At 45.8% G+C, this 20758-nt stretch carries 29 protein-coding genes, 14 tRNA genes, 1 rRNA gene and 1 pseudogene; 42 read left to right on the top strand and 3 right to left on the bottom strand.

The window, feature by feature from the left end:
* The 15 genes from rrf to ABH899_RS28250 all read left to right on the top strand — a co-directional run.
* Positions 1-94: ribosomal RNA gene (gene rrf, locus ABH899_RS28320) — 5S ribosomal RNA — on the top strand; the annotation flags it as partial.
* A 50-nt stretch (positions 95-144) separates the two neighbouring features.
* Positions 145-236: transfer RNA gene (locus ABH899_RS28315), tRNA-Ser, on the top strand.
* Between the two features lie 7 nt (positions 237-243).
* A tRNA-Met gene (locus ABH899_RS28310) sits at positions 244-317 on the top strand.
* 11 nt (positions 318-328) lie between these two features.
* Positions 329-400: transfer RNA gene (locus ABH899_RS28305), tRNA-Glu, on the top strand.
* Between the two features lie 45 nt (positions 401-445).
* Positions 446-521 (top strand) — tRNA-Val (locus tag ABH899_RS28300).
* Positions 522-538: 17 nt separating this feature from the next.
* Positions 539-615: transfer RNA gene (locus tag ABH899_RS28295), tRNA-Met, on the top strand.
* An 8-nt stretch (positions 616-623) separates the two neighbouring features.
* Positions 624-700, top strand: a tRNA-Asp gene (locus ABH899_RS28290).
* Positions 701-724: 24 nt separating this feature from the next.
* Positions 725-800 (top strand) — tRNA-His (locus ABH899_RS28285).
* Positions 801-825: 25 nt separating this feature from the next.
* Positions 826-900: transfer RNA gene (locus ABH899_RS28280), tRNA-Gln, on the top strand.
* A gap of 9 nt (positions 901-909) precedes the next feature.
* Positions 910-985 (top strand) — tRNA-Lys (locus tag ABH899_RS28275).
* 14 nt (positions 986-999) lie between these two features.
* Positions 1000-1083, top strand: a tRNA-Leu gene (locus ABH899_RS28270).
* 7 nt (positions 1084-1090) lie between these two features.
* Positions 1091-1165: transfer RNA gene (locus tag ABH899_RS28265), tRNA-Gly, on the top strand.
* 11 nt (positions 1166-1176) lie between these two features.
* Positions 1177-1253: transfer RNA gene (locus tag ABH899_RS28260), tRNA-Arg, on the top strand.
* Positions 1254-1263: 10 nt separating this feature from the next.
* Positions 1264-1337 (top strand) — tRNA-Pro (locus tag ABH899_RS28255).
* 7 nt (positions 1338-1344) lie between these two features.
* Positions 1345-1418 (top strand) — tRNA-Arg (locus tag ABH899_RS28250).
* 150 nt (positions 1419-1568) lie between these two features.
* On the opposite strand, the gene ABH899_RS28245 is transcribed toward ABH899_RS28250, so the two are convergent.
* From ABH899_RS28245 to ABH899_RS28235, 3 genes are all read right to left on the bottom strand, one after another.
* Complete coding sequence (locus ABH899_RS28245; RefSeq protein WP_370002185.1) at positions 1569-2678, bottom strand: site-specific integrase; 1110 nt, start codon at positions 2676-2678, stop codon at positions 1569-1571.
* A gap of 84 nt (positions 2679-2762) precedes the next feature.
* Positions 2763-3218: an ImmA/IrrE family metallo-endopeptidase gene (locus ABH899_RS28240; RefSeq protein ID WP_370002183.1), complete on the bottom strand. Its 456-nt coding sequence runs from the start codon at positions 3216-3218 to the stop codon at positions 2763-2765.
* Positions 3219-3223: 5 nt separating this feature from the next.
* Positions 3224-3574, bottom strand: a complete 351-nt coding sequence (locus ABH899_RS28235) for a helix-turn-helix domain-containing protein (protein WP_370002181.1) — start codon at positions 3572-3574, stop codon at positions 3224-3226.
* A 178-nt stretch (positions 3575-3752) separates the two neighbouring features.
* On the opposite strand from ABH899_RS28235, the gene ABH899_RS28230 reads away from it, so the two are divergent.
* The 27 genes and pseudogenes from ABH899_RS28230 to ABH899_RS28100 all read left to right on the top strand — a co-directional run.
* Positions 3753-4016: a helix-turn-helix domain-containing protein gene (locus ABH899_RS28230; RefSeq protein WP_370002178.1), complete on the top strand. Its 264-nt coding sequence runs from the start codon at positions 3753-3755 to the stop codon at positions 4014-4016.
* Between the two features lie 14 nt (positions 4017-4030).
* Entirely contained in the window at positions 4031-4351 is a 321-nt protein-coding gene (locus tag ABH899_RS28225) for a DUF771 domain-containing protein (RefSeq protein ID WP_370002176.1), read from the top strand.
* Between the two features lie 143 nt (positions 4352-4494).
* Positions 4495-5289 (top strand): hypothetical protein, encoded by a 795-nt coding sequence (locus ABH899_RS28220; RefSeq protein ID WP_370002174.1) that lies wholly within the window; start codon positions 4495-4497, stop codon positions 5287-5289.
* A 153-nt stretch (positions 5290-5442) separates the two neighbouring features.
* Positions 5443-5844, top strand: a complete 402-nt coding sequence (locus ABH899_RS28215) for a DUF6809 family protein (protein ID WP_370002172.1) — start codon at positions 5443-5445, stop codon at positions 5842-5844.
* Positions 5845-5863: 19 nt separating this feature from the next.
* A complete protein-coding gene (locus ABH899_RS28210) occupies positions 5864-6190 on the top strand; it encodes a pyruvate-formate lyase-activating enzyme (protein WP_370002170.1) in 327 nt (108 codons plus the stop codon).
* On the top strand, positions 6191-7279 hold the full coding sequence (locus ABH899_RS28205) for a conserved phage C-terminal domain-containing protein (RefSeq protein WP_370002168.1): 1089 nt from the start codon (positions 6191-6193) through the stop codon (positions 7277-7279).
* A 227-nt stretch (positions 7280-7506) separates the two neighbouring features.
* On the top strand, positions 7507-8826 hold the full coding sequence (gene dnaB, locus ABH899_RS28200) for a replicative DNA helicase (protein WP_370002166.1): 1320 nt from the start codon (positions 7507-7509) through the stop codon (positions 8824-8826).
* A 48-nt stretch (positions 8827-8874) separates the two neighbouring features.
* Positions 8875-9093 (top strand): hypothetical protein, encoded by a 219-nt coding sequence (locus ABH899_RS28195; RefSeq protein WP_370002164.1) that lies wholly within the window; start codon positions 8875-8877, stop codon positions 9091-9093.
* Between the two features lie 16 nt (positions 9094-9109).
* On the top strand, positions 9110-9277 hold the full coding sequence (locus ABH899_RS28190; protein WP_370002161.1) for a hypothetical protein: 168 nt from the start codon (positions 9110-9112) through the stop codon (positions 9275-9277).
* Positions 9278-9305: 28 nt separating this feature from the next.
* Positions 9306-9698 (top strand): hypothetical protein, encoded by a 393-nt coding sequence (locus tag ABH899_RS28185; RefSeq protein ID WP_370002158.1) that lies wholly within the window; start codon positions 9306-9308, stop codon positions 9696-9698.
* A complete protein-coding gene (locus tag ABH899_RS28180; RefSeq protein ID WP_370002155.1) occupies positions 9685-10083 on the top strand; it encodes a hypothetical protein in 399 nt (132 codons plus the stop codon). Before ABH899_RS28185 ends, ABH899_RS28180 begins: the two co-directional genes overlap by 14 nt.
* 33 nt (positions 10084-10116) lie before the next feature.
* A complete protein-coding gene (locus ABH899_RS28175) occupies positions 10117-10578 on the top strand; it encodes an ArpU family phage packaging/lysis transcriptional regulator (protein ID WP_370002152.1) in 462 nt (153 codons plus the stop codon).
* Positions 10579-11415: 837 nt separating this feature from the next.
* On the top strand, positions 11416-11805 hold the full coding sequence (locus ABH899_RS28170; RefSeq protein WP_370002149.1) for a hypothetical protein: 390 nt from the start codon (positions 11416-11418) through the stop codon (positions 11803-11805).
* 79 nt (positions 11806-11884) lie between these two features.
* Complete coding sequence (locus tag ABH899_RS28165; protein ID WP_370002147.1) at positions 11885-12109, top strand: type II toxin-antitoxin system HicA family toxin; 225 nt, start codon at positions 11885-11887, stop codon at positions 12107-12109.
* 71 nt (positions 12110-12180) lie between these two features.
* A complete protein-coding gene (locus ABH899_RS28160) occupies positions 12181-12507 on the top strand; it encodes a type II toxin-antitoxin system HicB family antitoxin (RefSeq protein ID WP_370002145.1) in 327 nt (108 codons plus the stop codon).
* A 153-nt stretch (positions 12508-12660) separates the two neighbouring features.
* Positions 12661-13239, top strand: a complete 579-nt coding sequence (locus ABH899_RS28155; protein WP_370002142.1) for a hypothetical protein — start codon at positions 12661-12663, stop codon at positions 13237-13239.
* 25 nt (positions 13240-13264) lie between these two features.
* Positions 13265-13453: a hypothetical protein gene (locus ABH899_RS28150; RefSeq protein ID WP_217562757.1), complete on the top strand. Its 189-nt coding sequence runs from the start codon at positions 13265-13267 to the stop codon at positions 13451-13453.
* Between the two features lie 149 nt (positions 13454-13602).
* Positions 13603-13962, top strand: a complete 360-nt coding sequence (locus tag ABH899_RS28145) for an HNH endonuclease (RefSeq protein WP_370002138.1) — start codon at positions 13603-13605, stop codon at positions 13960-13962.
* Positions 13963-13976: 14 nt separating this feature from the next.
* Positions 13977-14189, top strand: a complete 213-nt coding sequence (locus tag ABH899_RS28140; RefSeq protein ID WP_370002136.1) for a hypothetical protein — start codon at positions 13977-13979, stop codon at positions 14187-14189.
* On the top strand, positions 14176-14646 hold the full coding sequence (locus tag ABH899_RS28135; RefSeq protein ID WP_370002133.1) for a hypothetical protein: 471 nt from the start codon (positions 14176-14178) through the stop codon (positions 14644-14646). Before ABH899_RS28140 ends, ABH899_RS28135 begins: the two co-directional genes overlap by 14 nt.
* A gap of 192 nt (positions 14647-14838) precedes the next feature.
* On the top strand, positions 14839-15330 hold the full coding sequence (locus ABH899_RS28130) for a phage terminase small subunit P27 family (protein ID WP_370002131.1): 492 nt from the start codon (positions 14839-14841) through the stop codon (positions 15328-15330).
* Positions 15327-17033, top strand: coding sequence for a terminase large subunit (locus tag ABH899_RS28125; protein ID WP_370002128.1), 1707 nt, complete (start codon positions 15327-15329; stop codon positions 17031-17033). The genes ABH899_RS28130 and ABH899_RS28125 overlap by 4 nt, the downstream gene beginning before the upstream one ends.
* Positions 17034-17055: 22 nt before the next feature.
* Complete coding sequence (locus ABH899_RS28120; protein WP_370002125.1) at positions 17056-18360, top strand: phage portal protein; 1305 nt, start codon at positions 17056-17058, stop codon at positions 18358-18360.
* Entirely contained in the window at positions 18293-18919 is a 627-nt protein-coding gene (locus ABH899_RS28115) for an HK97 family phage prohead protease (protein WP_370002122.1), read from the top strand. The genes ABH899_RS28120 and ABH899_RS28115 overlap by 68 nt, the downstream gene beginning before the upstream one ends.
* 15 nt (positions 18920-18934) lie before the next feature.
* Complete coding sequence (locus tag ABH899_RS28110; protein ID WP_370002119.1) at positions 18935-20161, top strand: phage major capsid protein; 1227 nt, start codon at positions 18935-18937, stop codon at positions 20159-20161.
* A gap of 45 nt (positions 20162-20206) precedes the next feature.
* A complete protein-coding gene (locus ABH899_RS28105) occupies positions 20207-20425 on the top strand; it encodes a hypothetical protein (protein ID WP_370002117.1) in 219 nt (72 codons plus the stop codon).
* Positions 20409-20758: pseudogene (locus ABH899_RS28100) on the top strand (hypothetical protein); the annotation flags it as partial. The gene ABH899_RS28105 and the pseudogene ABH899_RS28100, both read left to right, overlap by 17 nt.

Here is a 20758-nt window from a genome sequence, read left to right as displayed (position 1 = left end):
ACCACGCGTACCCATCCCGAACACGACCGTTAAGCCTTCCAGCGCCGATGGTACTTGGACCGAAGGGTCCTGGGAGAGTAGGACGTTGCCAAGCAGTCCCACAACTGTGGGTTTTTTTATGGGATTTTGTCTCGTATGCACAATGGAGAGGTGTCCGAGCTGGCCGAAGGAGCACGATTGGAAATCGTGTAGGCGCCAAAAGCGTCTCGAGGGTTCGAATCCCTCTCTCTCCGCCAGTATTAAGGCGGCGTAGCTCAGCTGGCTAGAGCGTACGGTTCATACCCGTGAGGTCGGGGGTTCGAGCCCCTCCGCCGCTATAGATACATAAGGCCCGTTGGTCAAGGGGTTAAGACACCTCCCTTTCACGGAGGTAACAGGGGTTCGAATCCCCTACGGGTCATTTACCTTTCTTAAGGTAAGAAGTAGTACAGCAAGATTCAATTATGGACGCTTAGCTCAGCTGGGAGAGCATCTGCCTTACAAGCAGAGGGTCGGCGGTTCGATCCCGTCAGCGTCCACCATATATGCTTTTTACTGACGCGGGGTGGAGCAGCCCGGTAGCTCGTCGGGCTCATAACCCGAAGGCCGCAGGTTCAAATCCTGCCCCCGCAACCAATTTATATGGAGCTGTGGTGTAGAGGCCTAACATGCCTGCCTGTCACGCAGGAGACCGCGGGTTCGAATCCCGTCAGCTCCGCCATTTTTAACAACGCTAGTTTTTGTGGCGGTCGTGGCGAAGTGGTTAACGCATCGGTTTGTGGATCCGACATTCGGGGGTTCAATTCCCCTCGTCCGCCCCATTACCTTGATATGAGTTTTAAATATTGGGGGTTAGCCAAGCGGTAAGGCAACGGACTTTGACTCCGTCATGCATAGGTTCAAATCCTATACCCCCAGCCATTTAGTTATGAGCCATTAGCTCAGTTGGTAGAGCACCTGACTTTTAATCAGGGTGTCGAAGGTTCGAGTCCTTCATGGCTCACCATGATTGTTTTATGTGCGCGTGTGGCGGAATTGGCAGACGCACTAGACTTAGGATCTAGCGTCTTTGACGTGGGGGTTCAAGTCCCTCCACGCGCACCAGATTTATGCGGAAGTGGCTCAGCGGTAGAGCATCGCCTTGCCAAGGCGAGGGTCGCGGGTTCGATTCCCGTCTTCCGCTCCATAATTTCATACGTGCCCTTAGCTCAGCTGGATAGAGCGTTTGACTACGAATCAAAAGGCCGGGAGTTCGAATCTCTCAGGGCACGCCATTATTACTTTCGGGACGTAGCTCAGCTTGGTAGAGCACCTGGTTTGGGACCAGGGGGTCGCATGTTCAAATCGTGTCGTCCCGATACGTCTGTCCCAGTAGCTCAGTTGGATAGAGCAACGGCCTTCTAAGCCGTGTGTCGGGGGTTCGAATCCCTCCTGGGACGTAATCTAATTAACATTAGATGCCGTGAAAACCGTCTAAATCCTTGTGTATCAAGGGTTTGGCGGTTTTTTTGTTGTTTGAGAATCACATAGAATAGCATATGTTTTTGATTTTTTTTACACACGATTTTACACCAAAAACGATCCCGCTTTTACCCCGCCATTTCATCAAATATTTTCATGGTGCTTTTTTCATCTTGTTCTCTTAGCTCTTTAACAATATGGGCGTAATGTTTCATGGTTGTTTCTACATCGCCATGTCCCAATCTCTCGGATACATAATAAATAGAGACCTTTTTATAAAGAAGAATGCTTGCATGCGTATGTCGTAATCCGTGAATTGATATGGGATTAATATTTAACTTGTTCAGTAAGCTTCCGAGGGCACTGTTAGCTCCATTATTACTAAGAACCTTATACTTTGATTCTGGACTATAAAAAACAAGTTTATGGATATTGTCCGGAATACTTTCAAACCACGTTTTAAAAGTTTGCATTGTCTTGCTATCCATCTTAATTTCCCGGACTGATTGTTTATTTTTGGTTGGCCCCCAACCCTCGTGCATCTTATTGGTGTAACCCCAGGTTTTAGATATCGAAATTTCATTTTTCACGAAGTTAAAATCTGAGCGGGTCAGCCCGACCATCTCAGCAAACCGCATCCCTGAGGTAAGCCCTAAAAGAATTAGATAGTGAGACAGATGCTCTGGTTTTCCTAATTCACGGAGCAAGCGTTTGCTCTCAAAATAATTTATATGTTTTTCTTCTGGACGTTTAGCTGGAACATCACCTGATATAACAGCCCCCCGAGTGAAATCAATCTTAATAATACCTTCGTCTATGGCATCCTTAACACATGCTCTAATATGAGTGTTTAATTTTCTTGTTCCTTCTTTAGCATGGTTTTTAGCATAAACGTTTAATTTTTCTTGATATGACCGCTTTGTGATGTCCTGTATCGTAGTTTCTCCAAAAAGTTCTTCAATGGTATTACGTGAAGTTTCATATCTTGCAACAGTGTTCTTGTGCTTTGTGGATTTGTACACTCTGACCCAATCCGCGAAGTATTGGTGAAAGGGTTGCGGTTTGGCTTCCACTATTGGGACTAAGCCCTTTTTGAGTTCGTACTCTTTTTCTAAAGCAGCGGCTTTCGCTTCGGCTTTTGAAGCGAATCCCCCCTTTCTGATTGGATCAGGCTGTCCATTCACCATGCGACTAATTGTATACTGCCAGGTCTTTCCACGTTTTAAATATGAAGCCATTGTTATCACTCCTTTTAAGAATATACGTTCGTTTTTTGGGCATGACAAAACCGCCTCGTGGCGGATAACACGAGAATAATTATTTTAAACTATTTCAATAACGCCAAGAGGATTGAAGCAAACAGTATAACGTTCATTCACTTGCGCGAATAGACCGTATTTCTCGGTGTATCTGTCAATTGTCGCTTGCAAAAATTCCTCGGTAACACCCAAAAACTCCGCAAGTTGGTATCTGTCTTGAATGTGCGAATGATAAGCCTGCACGATCATTTCGAGAGGAATCATGAACTCATATGCCCATTGTCTGGCTAATTGTTCTTGCTTTCTATTCTGGATCAAAGATTGATCCAGGATATTACCTACTGATGTGTTATGGTGCCCCAATTCTTCAGCAAGAACGCATGCTTTATCAACACTGGTTAAGCCCTTATTAAGCCAGACAATCCCGTCCATATAAAGTCCCTTGTTTCTGGACGTCATAGGTTGTTCGTAAACTTCAACGCATAATGAGGCATACATAAGTACTGTGTCAAAATCCATGGAGTTTAGCCTTCCTTTTGTCCCCGTTTCGAACGTACAAACTGTTTGAAGATTTCGATTTCCTTCAATTCTTCGTCGGTCCAATCCTCACCTTCATGGTGGGCCGCGATAGTCTCGATTTCTTCCCTGCCATTGGACTTATCAAGATCTAAAAGTTCGTCCAAAGAAACTTTGAAGAAACTTGCGAGTACCCTAGCTGTATCGAGTCTAGGCTCTCCGTGATTGTTTTCCCATTTTGAAAGCATTCCTTTGTTTATTGCGGTTCCATATTGAGTGTTTACTTTGTCAGCGAGTTCATCTAAGGTGTGTCCACGCTTAGTTCTAAGTTCTTTCAATTTGTCACCAAAAGAATACACGGCCTTTAACCTCCGAATGTTTAGACTGATCTAATACCATAGTATAATACAAGTTTCGAAAATGCAACTTTTATTAGATGATCGCTTAAAATGTTATTGACTTTGAAACTTTCGTGTGTGTATACTCGTATCACAAGGTTTCGAAAATGAAACCAGTATTGAGAGGAGGTGAATCCTCTTGAAGGACATCTTGAAGGACACCAAACGACGCCATATTCCATACACCAAGTTTAAAGCGTTCTTGGGTGAATACGGTGTTAGCCAGGGAAAACTCGGTGAATTACTTGGTAAATCACCGTCAGCTATCAATCAAAATCTGAATGGAACTGGTGGAGATTTTACGATAACCGAGATTAGAAAAATTTGCGCTGCCTTTGAAATAAGTGCGGACGAATATTTCATTTGCCCTGGTGTTTCAAAAGAGAAACAAAATACAGCATGAAGGAGTGAAACAGCATGCAGAATATAACCGTGCAACTTTCCATTCCGATTCCAGAAGATCACGTGATAATCAGCAAGATTGAATTTGAGGAATTTAAACAGATGGAACTCGCGGGGGTTTATTGGTCGATGCAAGATTTGGAACGTCGACTGAATAAGGGGCAGGCTTGGATCAAAGATAACATTCTCTTTCAGCCCCGTTTCAAAAAGTTGCTCGATGTTCAAAATGGGGGCTTTGTCTTCTATCCAAAGGCGCGAGGGCAGAACTGGTCCTTTCAAGCTGGAAGAATGGCCGAGTTTTTGGACAAGCGTTTCGGGGATATTTTCAAGTATTAGCCAATAGGAGGCATTTTATTCATGGTCAAGCTTTCATTGGAGGAACTGGCCCGGCTATGGTTTAACCGAAGCCCCCTGCAGCATTCCATAATTGTCCGCAACATTCAAAGAACAACTAAAACAAATTAAAGGGAGAATGCAAAATGACAATTAAAAAACCTGTTGAAATGAAAGTACTTTTCGGAACGGTCTATGAAGAAGAGGGCGGCAAAGAAGTTCCTTTCCGGCAGCACCTTGGAGATATGGGCGGATCGGGATTTATCTACAACGAGAAAGGCTGCCAGGCGATTTTAAAAGCTGCGATAGAAAATGAACATTCTTGGGCGGATGTTGCGGATTATGTTTGCCCGTTGGTTGATGAGATTTTGTTAGATGCTCATGAAATGGATCGGGGATTATACCGGGATATCATGACAAAAATTAACTTGGCGTACTCGTCATTGAAACAAAGCGAAATGATAGTCCAAAACTTTGATGATAGCATCACACTGTCCTTTAAGGACAATGACTTTACAATTTTTGAAAAGGCCGCAGCATATTTAAAAAATGGCTATCAAATTGAGAAAGTTGAGGATTGCCGCGGCTATGACGGTTTTTGGCATATGGTACTAGAGCGGGTGGAAGAGGACGATGAGAGGGCGGGATCTCAAACACTGTCTGTAATGGAAGTTGCGGAGCATGAACGAAATCTTATTTCTTACCTAAGAACGCTTTGCTTCGAAGATGTTCTGGACGCCGTTGATGGTATTGATAATGCGGAAACCGATGTTTATCACAAGTGGCTTGACGAGACCTACAAGGGCAATCATACACTTGCTGCTGACTGGAAAGATCGTTCTGAGAAATTAGAGAAATTACAGGAATTGCTCGGAAAAGCCAACGCTGATTACCGAGATCATATTTTTCCCGAAAACGAAGATGGTGGTCCTGTTGCTTAAATTACCACAAAAATAAAAATCACCTTCTCATTCCTTGGCCGGGATGAAGGTGACTTTTAAACAAGAAATAAGGAAGTGCTCTTGCGAGAAATATTATCATCATTATTGTTTCATCGCAAGAGCTTCTTTCCTCATAAAAGGGAGAAATGCCAAATGAGCTTAGTACCAGTCCAGGAAATGCTACCCTACATGAATAGACAAAAACTCTCTTTAGATGTAGACAGAGACGGTGATAAATGGTTTGAGAGCGGGATGGAGTATATGTTGCGGCAGATTGCTATCCGCGAACTTGAAAAATTCGATTACGACTATTTAGACCCGACCGAAGTTTTTTCTGCAATCGAAAAAGTAGAGATAAGGGAAGATGATCTGGGAAGGTTGATCAATCAAAAAATAAAGGAAAAATTGGAATCCTACACTGATGCAATGAAAAGTTTAGCCAGTATTGAAATGGACGAATGTTTTATAGCTGGATTTATTGCGGGTTACAGTTTTCTTAAAAAAATGGACTTCTCTTCATCCGTTTTAACGAAAAGAACCTCTATTCGCAAATAAAAACTAGGAGTTGCTATTTATGTCGGAAAGTAAGATGCTTCCTGCTACGGTTGCGGCTGAACACAAAGACATTGAGGAATATGTACTTTCTTTTTTTAGAGCTAATCCACGCATGCGACCGGAGAAATTTCAAGGTAAGTACCACCATCTAAAGTTTAAATGGTGGAAAGGTGATGGAACGAAAATTAGCCCAGAACGAATGCACGAAATTCTTGATAGCGTGGAACATGAGGAACGACTCCAGTTCATGCTTCAATATGTGTGGGCCATATTGTATGAATACGAAACTGAACTGTTAGAAGCGGCCTTCGGACCCGCTCCAAAAGGCTATAAGAAGGTGGAGTGATTGGCAAACCCGCAACCAGAAAACGGATTCGTCCGTGTTGCTAATGAACTATGGGACGAAATCATTTGCAGAAGCTTCTCTAAGCGCCAAATTGACATACTTCTGTTCATTTTGCGCCTCTCTTATGGTTGCAATAAGAAGACGGCAAAAATCCCGCGCCAGCAAGATTTTATTCTTGCTGGTTTGGGCGGGAAAGGCAACATCGCTTTGGAACTTAAGCGCTTAGAAGTGGCTAGGGTCATTACTCGCAACAAAGAAGCCGGGGAGTACGCCTTAAACAAAGATTATGAAACTTGGGATGTCGGTTTAGTGAAAGGATGGGAAAAAGCACGTTTCGAAAAGCTGCTAAACCTCAATCTTGAACAAGGGAAAAAGCAGCGAAAACCGAAAGCGGGACGCGCTCCCAAAAGTTCTCAAAACGAGAACTCGCAAATGGGTGAAGAGTTCTCAAAACAAGAACCGAAGGTTTCAGGTGAAGTTCTTAAATTGAGAACCGAAGAAAACGGAGAAGTTCTTAAAACAAGAACTGATGACGAAAATGAGTTCTTAAAACGAGAACCAGAAGTTCTTGAAATAAGAACCGAAACGCCCTCTCAGCCCTTACAGGACGCGGCTTCCCAGCCTCCTAAAGACATTAAAGACATTAATATATTAAAGACATATAAAGATATAGTGTCCGATGTCGTTTTATACCTGAACCAGAAAACCGGAAAAAATTATAAACCAGGGAATAAGGAAACGATTAAAAACATTAACGGGAGAATCGAGGAAGGGGCGACCCTAGAAGATTTTAAACATGTCATCGACGTAAAAGTAGCTGAATGGGGAAACGATCCTTACTGGAACAAATTTCTTCGCCCCTCAACACTTTTCAGACCCTCTAAATTTGAAAATTACCTAAACCAAAATCCGGTGTCATCATTGGCTGTTCCGCAAAATGGCGGAAATCAAAAAACAAGGCATGACCTTAACAACGAAAGCATTCTTAAATTTGCAGGAGGGGAATATGGATCGACAGAGTTTGGCGAGGATTTTATTTTTAATCAATCAAGCTTACCCGAACTTCGTGACGGACCCAGTGAAGAATGAATCTTGGTTTAAATTTTTAGAAAACGTGCCTTTTGAATTAGCCCACAAGAATTTGTTGCACCACATAAGGACAAGCCGTTTCCTACCGACGATTGCGGATATCTCAAAACCGGAACATGACCCGGATCATTACACCGATTACAGACAGCTTAAAATCGAAACTGATAAACGGCTAGATGAAATGGAGCGCTGGAAGCGTGCGGCCCTGCCGCCAGGAGGTAGAGTGCATGAATGATGCTTTATACAACCTCCAAGCAGAAGAAGCGGTGCTTGGTGCCATTCTGGTCGATCCTGATGTGATGGCAGTGGCAGCCACAAAATTAAAACCTGAAAGCTTTTTCCTGAACACGAACCAGATTATTTTCGGAGCAATGGCAGCATTAACCGAAGAAGGCAAGCCGCTAGACATAGTGACCGTTACCGACCGGCTGCAACAAATCGGAGAGCTGGACGCGGTGGGCGGGGTGCAATATCTCGGCAAATTAAGCGGGGCTGTTCCATCGACGGCGAACGCCTCCTATTACGTTGACATTGTCAAGGAAAGGGCACGATACCGTAAAGCAAAAATCAACGTTGAACAGAAGGTCAAAGAAGGAGACGAAAACGCGGCAGCTTTTATCTCCGGTATCCAAGAGACTTTGTCTGAACTTCAAGAAGAAATGGTAGAGGGCGGGGACTTCCGGAAGATGGGAAGCATCCTAGAGGACCATGAAGAAACCGTCTATAATCGCCAAGCTCAGGGAGGCTTAACGGGAGTCAAAACGGCAAGCCGGGACTTGGACGCCTTGACTTCTGGCCGTCAAAACCAGGATTTAATCATTATTGCCGCCCGGCCTTCCATCGGAAAAACCGCCTACATGTTAAACGAAGCGAAGGCGGCAGCCGAGTCGGGAACGGTAGACGCGGTAGGGATAATCAGCTTGGAAATGCGGGATGTAACTTTAGGCGAACGTTTGATATGCCTGATAAGCGGGCTTGATTCCCGGAAGCTACGGTCCGGCTTCTTGGATGAAGCAGACTGGGAACGTTACAGTCATGGGCGGGCTGCACTGGAGAACTTGAACATCTACATAGATGATTCTCCAGGAACCACTATCCAGCAGATTGACGCTAAGGTGAAGAGATTCAAGGAACGGCATGGGCGAATCATAATTTATGTCGATTACCTGCAGCTCATAAGCGCGGGGAAGAAGTTTCCGAACCGGGAGACTGAATTAAGCTTTATAAGCCGCTCCTTAAAGCAAATGGCGCGAAAATATAATTGTCCAGTCGCTGCAATAAGCTCCGTTAGTCGCGCTTGCGAACAAAGACAGGATAAGCGGCCCATGTTGTCGGATTTGCGGGAATCGGGACAAATTGAGTTCGATGCCGATGAAGTGGATTTCTTATACCGGGATGACTACTACAATGCTGAATCCGAGAAAAAGAACATCGTCGAGATCATTGTGGCAAAGGGAAGGAACACAGGGACGGGCGTCGTGGAAATGGCATTCTTAAAAGATCGAAGCCGCTTCGTTGATTTAGACCGGAACCACCATACAGGATAATTGCCCCCCCCGAACACATATTGAGTCACAGAACAAGGAGGAACAAACGTGAAGAATGTAAACCAATGGAATATTTATAGCTGGATGAAAACATCCTGGATGACTACCGGCGCTGTACCCTCCAATAAGCAGGTAATAAAGCGGTTCTCCGGCGTAGACACGGAAACACTGATTGAGGGCATCGTAGAGTTCCGTTTGGCCTATGATCGGGATTTGAAACACACCAAGAATTTGAAAGCAGAAGTAAAGCCAGATGAAATCGGATAAACAGGGGGAGCAATACATGGAGATTGTGACTGCAGACTGCGACCGTTGCGGGAAACAGCGGGAATGCGTCCAACTCGTCGTGCAAGAATTTGTGGAAAGTCCAGAGGCATACCCGGATTATGAAAGCTCAAATATTTGCGCAAGCTGCATCGGAAGCATGCTGGCGCTGGAAGACACATTTTGAATAACGAAGATCATAAGGAGGACTTTATATGCAACGTACAATAGATATTAGCGAGGATCATGCTATAAAGCTGGGAGAAATCATGGAAGTTATGAAAGAAGAAGAGGGATTCGACTCTCTTAACCGTGCTGCAGAAATGATAATTAACTTGGGACATCAAGCGTTAACGAAGCCGCGAGACGAACCACAGGAATTATCTGTCCCGCTTCTTCGTGTGAATTTATACCTTGAAACAGGATCGACTATGGAGTTTGTTTGTCGGGAATTTAAAACAGAGAAGGACGACGCCGGACGATTAACCAGGATGAGATGGGGCGACGCCCAAGGCCATATCTCTTTGAGACATGTTAACCTAGGGAAAGTAGTAGGTGTTGTTGCGGAGCCATTTTTAGAAGAGGGTGCCAGCCATGAAGCCCCGTGAAATAGCGAACCAGCTTATAAACTTGCTTAAGGATGTCAAAGGAATCTACGAGCAAAACGAAAATGATGACAAATACCTTAACAATGAGTACACGGACCTGACCCATGCCCTGGAATTTTTAGAGCTGGACGAGGAAAATGGGCCGGAGCTGCTTAAGCAATTACAGAGCAACCGCCGGATGCGCCGGATGGCTAAAGAGACAAATGAACTGCTTCAACCCTTGTATGAACTGGCGACTAATCCGAAAGGACCGTTTGCAGAACTAGACAGGGTTTTGAAAAAGATTCAAGAAGTTGAGCGTTTCCAATCAAACAGAAAATACACCGCGCGGGCAAGAACGGACATGCAAGAAGCCTTCAATCGGGCTACAACTGCACAAAGGTAAAAGGGCCGGCTATGGAGTACAAGGGGGGAGAACATGAGAGGGCTTAACGGCTTGCCCGTATTAGACCATAAAAAAACCCAGGTCGCCATGGATTCGGTCTTCGAGCAGTACCGGCTTTTCAAAAGCACAACGTTTCTAAGACGCGAGGTTAAAACAACGGCAAGTTATTCCGAGCGGTTTCACGGCCCGACGAATGTCACAAGCGATTCCACCGCCGATACAGCAATCTACAACGTATTTCAGCCAGAGTACCAAGAACAGTTTTGCAAAGCGGTAGAAGCGGCCGTCAATGAATTAGGAAGCCGTCACAGAGAAATTATTGAATGTCGCTACCTTTCAAAAGACAAATTTACGGATTCAGAGGTATATAATGCAAGGTTAAATCCTCCGATCAGCAAGGACACGTATTCTAAGCTTCGAAATGAGGCATTTCAGGCGTTAGCATATAGCTTTGACACATTGGATTTGATTAAAATAGAAAGTCTCTTAAAATGACGTTTAAGCCGCTCAAATGACGAGCGGTTTTTTTGTTTTCGTCTTAATTTTGCTCCTTTCGACTTTTTGTCGCCAATTTGTCGCCAAATACTCGCCAAAAGTTAGGAAAAAATTCGCCAAAGAACCGACCACATTTGTTTTTGGGCATGATATATTTGTAACGTGGAAATGGTGAGAGCAAGGCCAGCGGGCCGGAGCTGCTTGCCTTTTTTCATGCCTGATGAAGCGCTATGCGTGGAGGGCTGCAGCGGCGCCACTATTACCCGAAACCATGACCTATGCGGACGTGGGAAACCCTGACTCGTTTACCACTACAATTGACGGATAATTACCACTACACGGTTTTGTTCGCTATGAAGCGGTTGGGGCAGGGTAGGGAATAGGGCGCTGTTTATGTATTAACGCGCTCAAAGTTGAGCCGGTTAGCTTTGAACAACGCGCGGAAACTTCCGCCCGTTAAAATTACCTGTCTAAGCCCAATTTTGGACTCAGCGAAGAACAGAGGAATTTTTACTGACCCCAAATTTCGGGCGAGTGAACCAAGGTCCTATAAGGACCTCAGTCCAAGCAATCAACTTTCCTTCGTCCCTCAAAATTGAGGAGTGAGAATTCTGAATGGAAATGAACTGATCTCCTTAAAGGAAATGGGTGTAAATGGAAAAAGGTTCGAGCCTCAAATTGAGGCAGGGAGCTTATCGTTTCCGCGCTCTCCTTCTTCAAAAGGATATATCCAGTATTTGTTAAACGGAACTATCCGTTCATCTGATTTGAACAAGCATTGCCAAGCATCCCCGCTCCAGTTATGCTATCTGCAACACACAAAATGAGGTGGCATAAATGGACCAGGAAAAGATTACAGCAGTTTTGATGTGGGCGCGTCAAAAGCTTGAAGCGATGGAGAGTTTTGAAGGAGAACCAATTGAAGGCGGGGACCTTACAGAACTATATCCGGAAGACCTTGAAGAAATCGGTACACCGGATGGAAAAGAAATTGTCCTTATCATGAAATCGGGCATGTATTTCTTAAGAACGCAACTTTTGGATATCCCGGATATGTGCCGTCTTTATGGAGTTACGCAAATTGGCGAAGAACGAGCAGTTAACCTAATTCACACAACTATCGTTGATCGTGAAAAGCGCCTCATACGATGCGGGGACACAGAGATGGAAGTGGAAGAGGAATTCTGGGACGATTTTATAAGAGATTTTGAAAGCCGCCTGCAATAAGGCGGTTTTTTTATTATGTCCACCATAAACCCTTGCATTGTAGTACTATATATGGTACTATATATATAGGAGGTGAGACATGGCTAGGGTAGAAAAAATAGTCCAGAAAATGAAAGACCGCCCTAATGGAATTCCTTACGATGATGTCGCAAAGGTACTCCGGCATTACGGATATGAGTTAGTGAGAACGAAAGGTTCACACTGTCACTTCCGAAACAAGCACGGCGACCTAATCACCATCAAGAAGGAAAATCCACTAAAGGCGGCATACGTCAAAGACGTACTGGACCGGATCGGGGAGTAGCACCTCCCCTTTCCGTAATCTTATAATATCCTAGCTAAAAACCGATGGCAAACAAGGATTTAGCGTATTACATGGCGCTCCCCTATACTATACAGATCAGGCCCGTTAAGGACGAGAGCGGCGAATATTTTTTTGCTACGGTGGCCGAATTAGACGGCTGCCAAAGCCACGGAGACAGCTTTCATGAGGCGTACGAGAGCGTCCGTGAAGCAATGGAGGGACATCTGTCCGTAATGCTGGAACACGGGGATACGATCCCGGAGCCGGTTGGCGAGAATGATTACAGCGGAAAATTTAATGTCCGCGTTCCTAAGTCGCTTCACCGGCAGCTAGTGGAGCGGGCCGCGGCGGAGAACGTTTCCCTCAATCAGTACTGTTTGTACAAGTTGAGTCGCTAAAGGTTTCTTACATTAAGGCGAGAATTGAACACCGGCGAACGTGGGTGTTTCTCTTCTCGCCTTTCCGTTTTAAACCTCTCCTTTTACAAAAATTGTTCTCTATTAACATATATGGTAAAATTTATATGAAAGACATTCAATAGGGAGGCTTTTATGAAAAAATTGTTTGTAGGAGTATTGTCCGCAAGTATCTTTTTAACGTCAGTAAGTCCGCTATACGCCAACAACAATACACAAAGTCAGAATACGGATACAAAAGTTGAAACGTCTTGGGTGGAAAATGGTGTAGAAATAACGGTCAATGCACTTCACCCGCTTAGTGAGGATGAAAAAGCACTTTTTTCGAATTTTGCTGTACCCAATGGAAACGGAACAAATTCCATCCCTCTGCCAGACCTCGGGGACGGTGATGTTATTGAAGGGCCGACAAAGCATGCATTTGATAGTTCCGTAACTAGATTCGGCATAGAAGTTTCTATCCGTGGTGTATCAGGACTAGTAACGATGAGAATCGGAAATCACTGGGTGACTACAGTTACTCAAGCTTTTTTAAGTGATGTAATTGCTCGGTTAAAAACCAGGCAAATCGAATACTGCACAATGCTGACCAGAAAAGTATACACTAGCCCCGATAATAGGTATGCTTATTACGCAACGAAAGTATCGTATACAGACTCCAGCTATACGACTCCAACCCATGTACAGACTGAGTTCATGGGTTGGGCTAATTGATTCGATACGCAAGGAGGTTTTGTTCGTGAAAGACGTAATAACCGCAATGGTAATCGCAATTCTTATAACAATAGCCTCCTCTTTTGTTGAAAATACCTTTAGCATTTCTTTTTTCGTGATTATCGCCGTTATCTGTTTCGGTGTTCCTGCGATTGTTGGAAAGATAAGCAAATATATTTCGAAAAATAAAAATAGTAAGCAATTTAAAGGTTGATGGAGGACCCCTTAGAACTTCATACGGAGTGGTCACTCAAACGCGAGACATTTATTCTTTGATACGAACACAGGTCACTCAAACGGGTGGCCTTTTTTTATTTTAGATGGGTGAACGTATCGTTCAGTCACACCAGGAGGGCGGGCCAGATGCCGCTTAAAGCAAAAAAACCATGTGCGAAGTCCGGCTGCCGAAACCTCTCAACAGAATTCTATTGTGAGGAACATCGGGCCGAGGTCAAGAAACAAGCAGAATGGGAACGGGGAACAGCCGCAAAACGCGGGTACGGACATAAGTGGAGACTAGCCCGCGCCGGTTATCTCCGAAAGCATCCCATATGTGTACATTGCCACAATAACGACCGCCTCAATGCCGCTACGGTGGTGGACCATATTATTCCGCACCGCGGGGACAAGGAACTATTCTGGAAGCGGGACAACTGGCAACCGTTATGCGCGTCATGCCATAGCATCAAGACCGCGACAGAGGACGGCGGCTTCGGGAATTGATAAGGAGGGAAAGCGTGAAAGGAGAATTATTTCGGAAGTTTAGCCTGGTTGTAATGCTTGCATACGCCGTTGTAACAGTGCTTGCATTCTGGAATGAGTTTGAAAAAAGAAGTCTAAATCAAAGGTTCGAATCCTCTATCAAGCAGCGAGAAGAACTGAACGATAAACACCAAAAGCTGCTAGACCAGTTTGGACAATTGATAGAGGCCAACCATGAAATCAAATAAAACAATGGAGGTCATTCATATGTTTAAGGAAACAGTCCATAGCAAGGAAAGAGCAGACGAGGTTATGAGCGCCCTTGATACACTTGGAAAGCCGTACACAGTCCACAAGCAATACGATGGTGATTTAAGCCCATGGACGAAAGAAGCTGAACTATGGGTCATTGAAGAAGTCGGTCCTTCAAGCGTGGAAGAACCGGCTATTGAAACGGAAGCGGGAGAGGCCACAGGGAGTGGGGATATAATGTTGTTCAGCCACCCCCATACATTGTCCGACCAAGCATATGATAGGTTGAAAAGAAGCCTTGACGAATGGAAGAAAGACAATGGTTATGGTGATGTACCATCGCTGTTACTCGAAGAAGGGATGACCGTCAATCTATTGACTAAACCGCACAGGAAAGAGCAAGCGGTATTAATGAATCAGGGCGGTGTTAAGGTATTACCTATCGGCGATTAAGCTCACATCATTTAAGGCGCATAAAGGGGCCGTATAGCCGTTTTAGTTATAGATGGCATAAGAGAGTGGGCAAGCACTGAAAAGGGGAGGGGGGGTCAAATCCTTCCCGGACGTTTCCTAATAGACCGCGTCCCCCTTAAGTGCGTAAAAAGTTCCTGAAATGAAATTTTGGGTACGAAAGGAGGTGGAAGGATGGCCGGACGTAATCCGAAGCCCTTGCATCTTGTAAAAGGGCACTTGACCAATCAGCAAAAGGCCCAGCGAGAGGAAAAGGAACAGCAAGTCAATAACCGGTTGAGGCGCGATGCGATCAAGCCTCCTGCATGGCTCGGACCAAAGGCTAAAAAAATGTTCCGGGACTTCACGAAGCAGCTTGAAGATACGGAGCTATTAACGAATTTGGACGTCAACGGGCTGGCCCAGTATTGCGACCTTTACTGCCGTATGCTTGAACTACGGCAAGAGGTTGAGGAAAAAGGCTACACGTTAGTAAATATGAATTCTCGGGGCGGTTTAACCTATATCACAAACCCGGCATTAACGGCCATGAACTCAACAATCAAGCTCATCCAGACATACGAAGCGAAATTCGGTTTTACAGTCTTTGACCGCACAAGAATTGCATTGCGGGATGATAAACCGAAAGAGCAGGACGCAATAGGCAAGCGGTTCGGTGACATATGATTAGACAGGAGCTTATCGAGTACTCACAGGACGTTTTAACCGGCAAGATTGTTGCCTGTAAGAAGCATAAACAGGCTTGTCAAAGGTTCCTGAACGATCTGCACAAAGAAGATAATGACGATTTTCCGTATGTTTTCATTGAAGAAAATGCCGAAAAATTTCTGGATTGGTTGCGATTGTTCAAACATCGGAAGGGTGCGCTTGCCGGGCAGCATATTGAACCGCACATCATACAGAAATTTGTTTTCGGGAACATCTATGGCTGGGTCCACCGGGATACTGGCTTGCGCCGGTTTAACAAAGCCTACTGGCAGGTAGCACGGAAAAACGCTAAATCACAGTCTCTCGGTGGGGTTGGATCATACGAAACGATTGCCTTTGGGGAATATTCCTCCGAGGTTTATTGTGCTGCCACGAAAAAGAAGCAATCGCGAATCGTCTGGAACGAAGCAGTCGCAATGCTCAAAGGCTGCGTCGAATTGATGAAGCGTGGGACGATTAAAATTGCAAACGGACTGATTCAGCATCTTAAATCTGACTCTTTCATGGAGGCGTTATCCAAGGAGGACGGCAAAGAGGGTGACGGAACCAACGTCCAATGTGGGATCGTGGATGAATACCATCTTCACAAGACAACGGAGTTCTACGACCTCCTTGTATCCGGCATGATTGCACGTCTGCAGCCTTTGTTGATGATTATCACAACGGCCGGGCGCAACCTGAACTATCCTTGCTATCGGATTGAGTACAATTTCGTTTCCAAGCTTCTTGATCCAGATATTGACCTGGAAAACGACGAATATTTTGCCATGGTCAATGAGCTGGACGAAGGCGACGACATTAAAGATGAATCAGTTTGGCCGAAAGCCAATCCGATTGTTTGCAGCTATCCGCAGGGCATAAAAAATCTGCGAAGTGAACTGAAAATGGCCCTGGCTGACCCCGAAAAAATGGTCAATTTCAAGATCAAGAACATGAACATTTGGGTGGATGCGAAGAAAAGCGGCTATATGGAAATGAGCAAGTGGAAGGCGTGCGGAGCCACGAAAGAAAATCCGATGCCGGATACAAGCGGATTAGATGCTATTTTCGGCGTTGACCTGTCCAAAGATACGGATTTGACAAGTGTTTCCGCCGAAATTGAACTGCCGGACGGCCGCCTAGCAGTGTTCAGCCATTCCTTTATCCCGGAGGACAAGTTGGCTGCACGTAAGCAGACGGATAAAATGCCGTATGACCTATGGGTTGAACAAGGATGGTTGACCGTTACGCCGGGGGCCGTCGTGGATTACTCGTTCGTCATGGCCTGGATTCCAGAGAAGGCAACGGGGCAGGGTTGGGTCATCAAAGAAATTTGTTATGACCCGTACAACGCAACGCATTTCTCAACAAGCATGGCAGATGAAGGTTACGAGATGATTGAGATCCGGCAGGGTATCAAGACGCTGAACGAGCCGACAAAGGATTTCCGTTCCAAAGTCTTCAAAGGGGAAGTTATTCACGAAAACGACCCGGTTCTCGGATGGGCGATGTCCAATGCCGTCACAAGGGAAGACGCACAGGGAAATATCATGCTGGATAAATCAAAGAGTATCGAGCGGATTGACCCAGCGGCAGCGTTAATGAACGCTCATGTCCGTGTATATGATCCGACAAAGAAGAAGGCATCGAAATATGAAACGCAGGACGTTAGGGCTATTTGATAGGGGGAATGGAGGTGAAAAGGTGAAAATTCCATTTATATCAAGGTTTTTTGAAAAGAGAAGCAGTGATTCAGAAGGTACAAGCACCCTTGGAAATCCGAAAAGATGGCTATATGAAGCTCTTGGCATTCCGTATGGAGGTAGCATTCGAGTAACCGAAAGCACAGCAATGAGATCTACCGCGGTGCTTGCTTGCGTTAAAATTCTCGCAGAAACGGTCGCCTCTCTTCCGCTGCCTGTATATAAGCGGCTTAAATCACAGGGCAAACAGCGGGCGGACCATCAAGTAGCTGACCTTCTGCAGCGTTCTCCAAATCCACGCATGACCGCATTTACTTTTCGTGAAACGATGATGGCCCATATCCTGCTATGGGGAAACTGTTATGCCGAAATTGAGTTCGATGACCACGGTAAGATCATTGCTCTATGGCCGATCCCCCCGCATCGTGTGGAGCATATGGAGACAGCGGAAGGCGATCCATTCTTTCGTGTAACTACGAAGGACGGGGAACAACATAATGTCCCTTTTTATGCGATGTTCCATATTCCGGGACTGGGGTTTGATGGAAAAAAGGGAATGTCGGTTATTCGTTGGGCGCAACAGGCCGTAAAGCTTTCCTTGGCGACAGAACAATTTGGGGTTGAGTTCTTCGAGAATGGGACCAACGTCGGAGCAGTTGCGACACATCCCGGCAGCTTAAGCGATTCAGCCTTTGAACGGCTGCAAAAATCACTTCGGGAGAAGTACGAGGGATTAGGGAAATCCCATCGGCTCATGCTTTTGGAAGAGGGCATGACGTTTTCGAAAAATGCAATTCCCCCGAACGAAGCGCAGTTCCTGGAAACAAGGAAGTTTCAAATTTCCGAGATTGCGCGTCTATTTCGGGTTCCGCCGCATATGCTGGCTGATTTGGAGCGGGCTACTTTCTCAAATATCGAGCAACAATCTATTGATTTTGTAACGCATACCATCCGGCCTTGGTTGATCCGTTGGGAACAGACGATTAACTGGAAGCTTTTCGATTCCAACGAGAGCAAGCGTTTCTTTGCAGAGTTTCTTATTGAGGGGCTGCTACGCGGAGAGACGAAAACGCGGTATGAAGCGTATGCGATAGCCCGTCAAAACGGGTGGCTATCAGTCAATGAAATTCGGGAGCTTGAAAACAAGAACCCCATTCCTGGCGGCGACGAGTATTTGAGACCACTAAATATGGCTGTTCTAGGGCAGGAAGATGAACCGAAAGGAGGTGATAACGACAATGAAGGAGACCAAGGAACAGAGGGAGCTAATACTCCCGGAGAGCAAGCCGGAAATTCGGAAAGTTGATGGTGAACCGGCGAAAATTATCGGTTACGCCGTACGATGGGACCAGTTATCACACCCGATTTTCGGTATGTTCCAGGAGAAGTTTAGCCGTGGCGCTTTCACAAAAGCGCTCCAAAACCCTGACGTGTATGCGGCTTGGCAACATGATTCCCGTGAGATTCTTGGCCGAACTCCGAATACCTTGCAGCTTTTCGAAGATGATATTGGGCTTCGTTATGAAATAACCCCGCCTAAATGGGCAGATAAACACATTGAGACGATCGAGCGCGGAGACGTGCGAGGATCGTCTTTTATTTTTCGCGCCGTTGTTGAAGAGTGGGACGAGTCAGACCCGGTCATGCCAATTCGCAGCGTTAAGGATGCAGAATTGTTCGAAGTCAGCCCGGTTACGACGCCCGCATATCCACAATCGAGCGTGGGCATTCGCTCGGCGGAGGAAGTCTTTCAGGGGCGCCCGAGCCTTTCGCAAGCCGCGGAGCGGGCCGCGGCAGAGCAAGCCACAAATGATGCAAGAAGCCGAGAATTTGAAATGAAACTAAAAAAAATACGAGCGATCTAAAGGAGAATGAAATATATGAACCTCATGGAAATGAGAAAGAAACTGGCTGCACTCAAAGATCAAATGCGTTCGCTTGTTGAGTTGGCTCAAGGTGAAAAGCGTGCTATGACGGCCGAAGAAGATACGAAGTTTACAGACTTGGAACGTGAAGCGGAGGCAATGGCCGGTAAGATTAAAGTCGAAGAGCGGGCACAGCAATTCGCTATGGCCGGCGTCGGAGTCAAGCTAACTGCTGATGACGAAAATCATGAGCCTGAATTTCGGGACTTGGGTGAATTCATTCATACGGTTCGTTACAATTTTTCAGATCCCCGTCTTTCCGATTACCGCGAAATGGCAATGAAGACGAAAACGGCCGGTGGTGTGTTTGTACCTACGAAGTTTTCAAGTACACTTTTTGAAATTACTCCACAAGAAGCTCTTGTACGTCCACGGGCGATTGTAATTCCCGCGGATGAAGATGCGCCCGACGCAGACGTAACGTTCCCGGCATTGGATCAAAGTGCGGGCAGCAACATTTACGGTGGCGTTGAAGTGAACTGGATCGGTGAAGGCGATGAAAAACCTGAAACCAACGTCAAATTGAAGGATTTAAACCTTAATCCAAAAGAAGTTGCGGGCCATATCGTTGTCACAGACAAATTGCTTCGTAACGCTCCTGCGGTCAATGTAATTGTGAACCGTCTCTTCCGTGGTGCAATTGCGGGCGCTGAAGATGATGCTTTTCTTTATGGCGATGGTGTTGCTAGACCGTTGGGGGCGATTAATTCGGGTGCTGCTATCGTCATTCCTAGAGCTACAGCCAATCAGGTCAAATATGCTGACATCGTTAACATGATTTCAAAGGCGAAGCTTGGTGGTCGTTTGGTTTGGAGTGCTTCTCAGTCCATTTTGCCTCAATTACTCACCATGAAGGATGATTCGGGAACTCTAATCTTCCAGCCAAACATTGCTGATCAACTGACAGGTACTTTGCTCGGCTATCCGATCAAGTTCCAAGAGAACGCGCCGATTCTCGGCACAGCCGGTGATTTGGTTCTGGCTGACCTGGGCTATTACGTCATCAAGGATGGATCTGGCATTTACATTTCGGCATCCGAGCATCCGCTTTTCAAACAAAACAAAACGATCATTAAGGCGTTTTGGAATGTGGATGGAAAGCCGTGGGTATCTGCTCCGTTTACACTCAAAAATGGGTATACCGTTTCTCCATTTATCAAACTGGGCGTACCAACTCCATAATCATAGGGGCTTCTGGCCCCTTAAAATTGAAAGGGTGAAGTAATCATGGCGAAGAAACATTTTCACATTACCAACGAATTCATTGACCAGGAATCCGGTAAAACCATTTTGGCCGGGACTATTTTTGAAACGGACGAAGACCGCGTCGAACGCCTCCGAGCAGCCGACGTAATTGGCAGGGAAGCGACCAAACCAGAGATTGACGCCGCAAAGAAAGCAGCCGAGGCGGAGCCGGACGGTGGGAAAGATGCTGGCAACGCTTAAGACGGCAAAAAGGTATATGGGGATAGCGGAGGATGACATGTCCCAGGACTTGGTCATTCTCCCGGCTCTCATGGCAGCCACCAAGAGCATCGAGCGCGAGGCTAATCGAAGTTTTGAGCGCAAGATATACCGGCAGACGTTGGACGGACCCGGAACGCAGTTTCTCCGGCTCCGGCACTTCCCGGTTCATGATGTGCTACGGCTTTCGGTTGGCGGCAAGGATGTTGCTCTTGATACATTTACAATCGAGTCCGAAAACGGCATGTTGTTTCGGCGTTCTGGGTGGCCTTGTGGGACACGTACGGTCGAAGTAGAGTATTTGGCCGGGTATAT

The organism is Paenibacillus sp. RC84 (assembly GCF_041260495.1).
Lineage (GTDB): Bacteria > Bacillota > Bacilli > Paenibacillales > NBRC-103111 > Paenibacillus_F.
The sequence above is the reverse complement of the archived record's forward strand: the minus strand, read 5'-3'. Positions and strand labels throughout refer to the sequence as shown.

Bases quoted from the DNA above. Each gene is read 5' to 3' on its own strand.
- dnaB (WP_370002166.1), top strand. From the start codon at position 7,507: ATGAATGATGCTTTATACAACCTCCAAGCAGAAGAAGCGGTGCTTGGT.
- ABH899_RS28190 (WP_370002161.1), top strand. From the start codon at position 9,110: ATGGAGATTGTGACTGCAGACTGCGACCGTTGCGGGAAACAGCGGGAA.
- ABH899_RS28165 (WP_370002147.1), top strand. From the start codon at position 11,885: ATGGCTAGGGTAGAAAAAATAGTCCAGAAAATGAAAGACCGCCCTAAT.
- ABH899_RS28225 (WP_370002176.1), top strand. From the start codon at position 4,031: ATGCAGAATATAACCGTGCAACTTTCCATTCCGATTCCAGAAGATCAC.
- ABH899_RS28145 (WP_370002138.1), top strand. From the start codon at position 13,603: ATGCCGCTTAAAGCAAAAAAACCATGTGCGAAGTCCGGCTGCCGAAAC.
- ABH899_RS28185 (WP_370002158.1), top strand. From the start codon at position 9,306: ATGCAACGTACAATAGATATTAGCGAGGATCATGCTATAAAGCTGGGA.
- ABH899_RS28125 (WP_370002128.1), top strand. From the start codon at position 15,327: ATGATTAGACAGGAGCTTATCGAGTACTCACAGGACGTTTTAACCGGC.
- ABH899_RS28175 (WP_370002152.1), top strand. From the start codon at position 10,117: ATGAGAGGGCTTAACGGCTTGCCCGTATTAGACCATAAAAAAACCCAG.
- ABH899_RS28210 (WP_370002170.1), top strand. From the start codon at position 5,864: ATGTCGGAAAGTAAGATGCTTCCTGCTACGGTTGCGGCTGAACACAAA.
- ABH899_RS28115 (WP_370002122.1), top strand. From the start codon at position 18,293: ATGAAGGAGACCAAGGAACAGAGGGAGCTAATACTCCCGGAGAGCAAG.
- ABH899_RS28180 (WP_370002155.1), top strand. From the start codon at position 9,685: ATGAAGCCCCGTGAAATAGCGAACCAGCTTATAAACTTGCTTAAGGAT.
- ABH899_RS28130 (WP_370002131.1), top strand. From the start codon at position 14,839: ATGGCCGGACGTAATCCGAAGCCCTTGCATCTTGTAAAAGGGCACTTG.
- ABH899_RS28135 (WP_370002133.1), top strand. From the start codon at position 14,176: ATGAAATCAAATAAAACAATGGAGGTCATTCATATGTTTAAGGAAACA.
- ABH899_RS28105 (WP_370002117.1), top strand. From the start codon at position 20,207: ATGGCGAAGAAACATTTTCACATTACCAACGAATTCATTGACCAGGAA.
- ABH899_RS28245 (WP_370002185.1), bottom strand. From the start codon at position 2,678: ATGGCTTCATATTTAAAACGTGGAAAGACCTGGCAGTATACAATTAGT.
- ABH899_RS28155 (WP_370002142.1), top strand. From the start codon at position 12,661: ATGAAAAAATTGTTTGTAGGAGTATTGTCCGCAAGTATCTTTTTAACG.
- ABH899_RS28240 (WP_370002183.1), bottom strand. From the start codon at position 3,218: ATGGATTTTGACACAGTACTTATGTATGCCTCATTATGCGTTGAAGTT.
- ABH899_RS28215 (WP_370002172.1), top strand. From the start codon at position 5,443: ATGAGCTTAGTACCAGTCCAGGAAATGCTACCCTACATGAATAGACAA.
- ABH899_RS28170 (WP_370002149.1), top strand. From the start codon at position 11,416: ATGGACCAGGAAAAGATTACAGCAGTTTTGATGTGGGCGCGTCAAAAG.
- ABH899_RS28160 (WP_370002145.1), top strand. From the start codon at position 12,181: ATGGCGCTCCCCTATACTATACAGATCAGGCCCGTTAAGGACGAGAGC.
- ABH899_RS28220 (WP_370002174.1), top strand. From the start codon at position 4,495: ATGACAATTAAAAAACCTGTTGAAATGAAAGTACTTTTCGGAACGGTC.
- ABH899_RS28110 (WP_370002119.1), top strand. From the start codon at position 18,935: ATGAACCTCATGGAAATGAGAAAGAAACTGGCTGCACTCAAAGATCAA.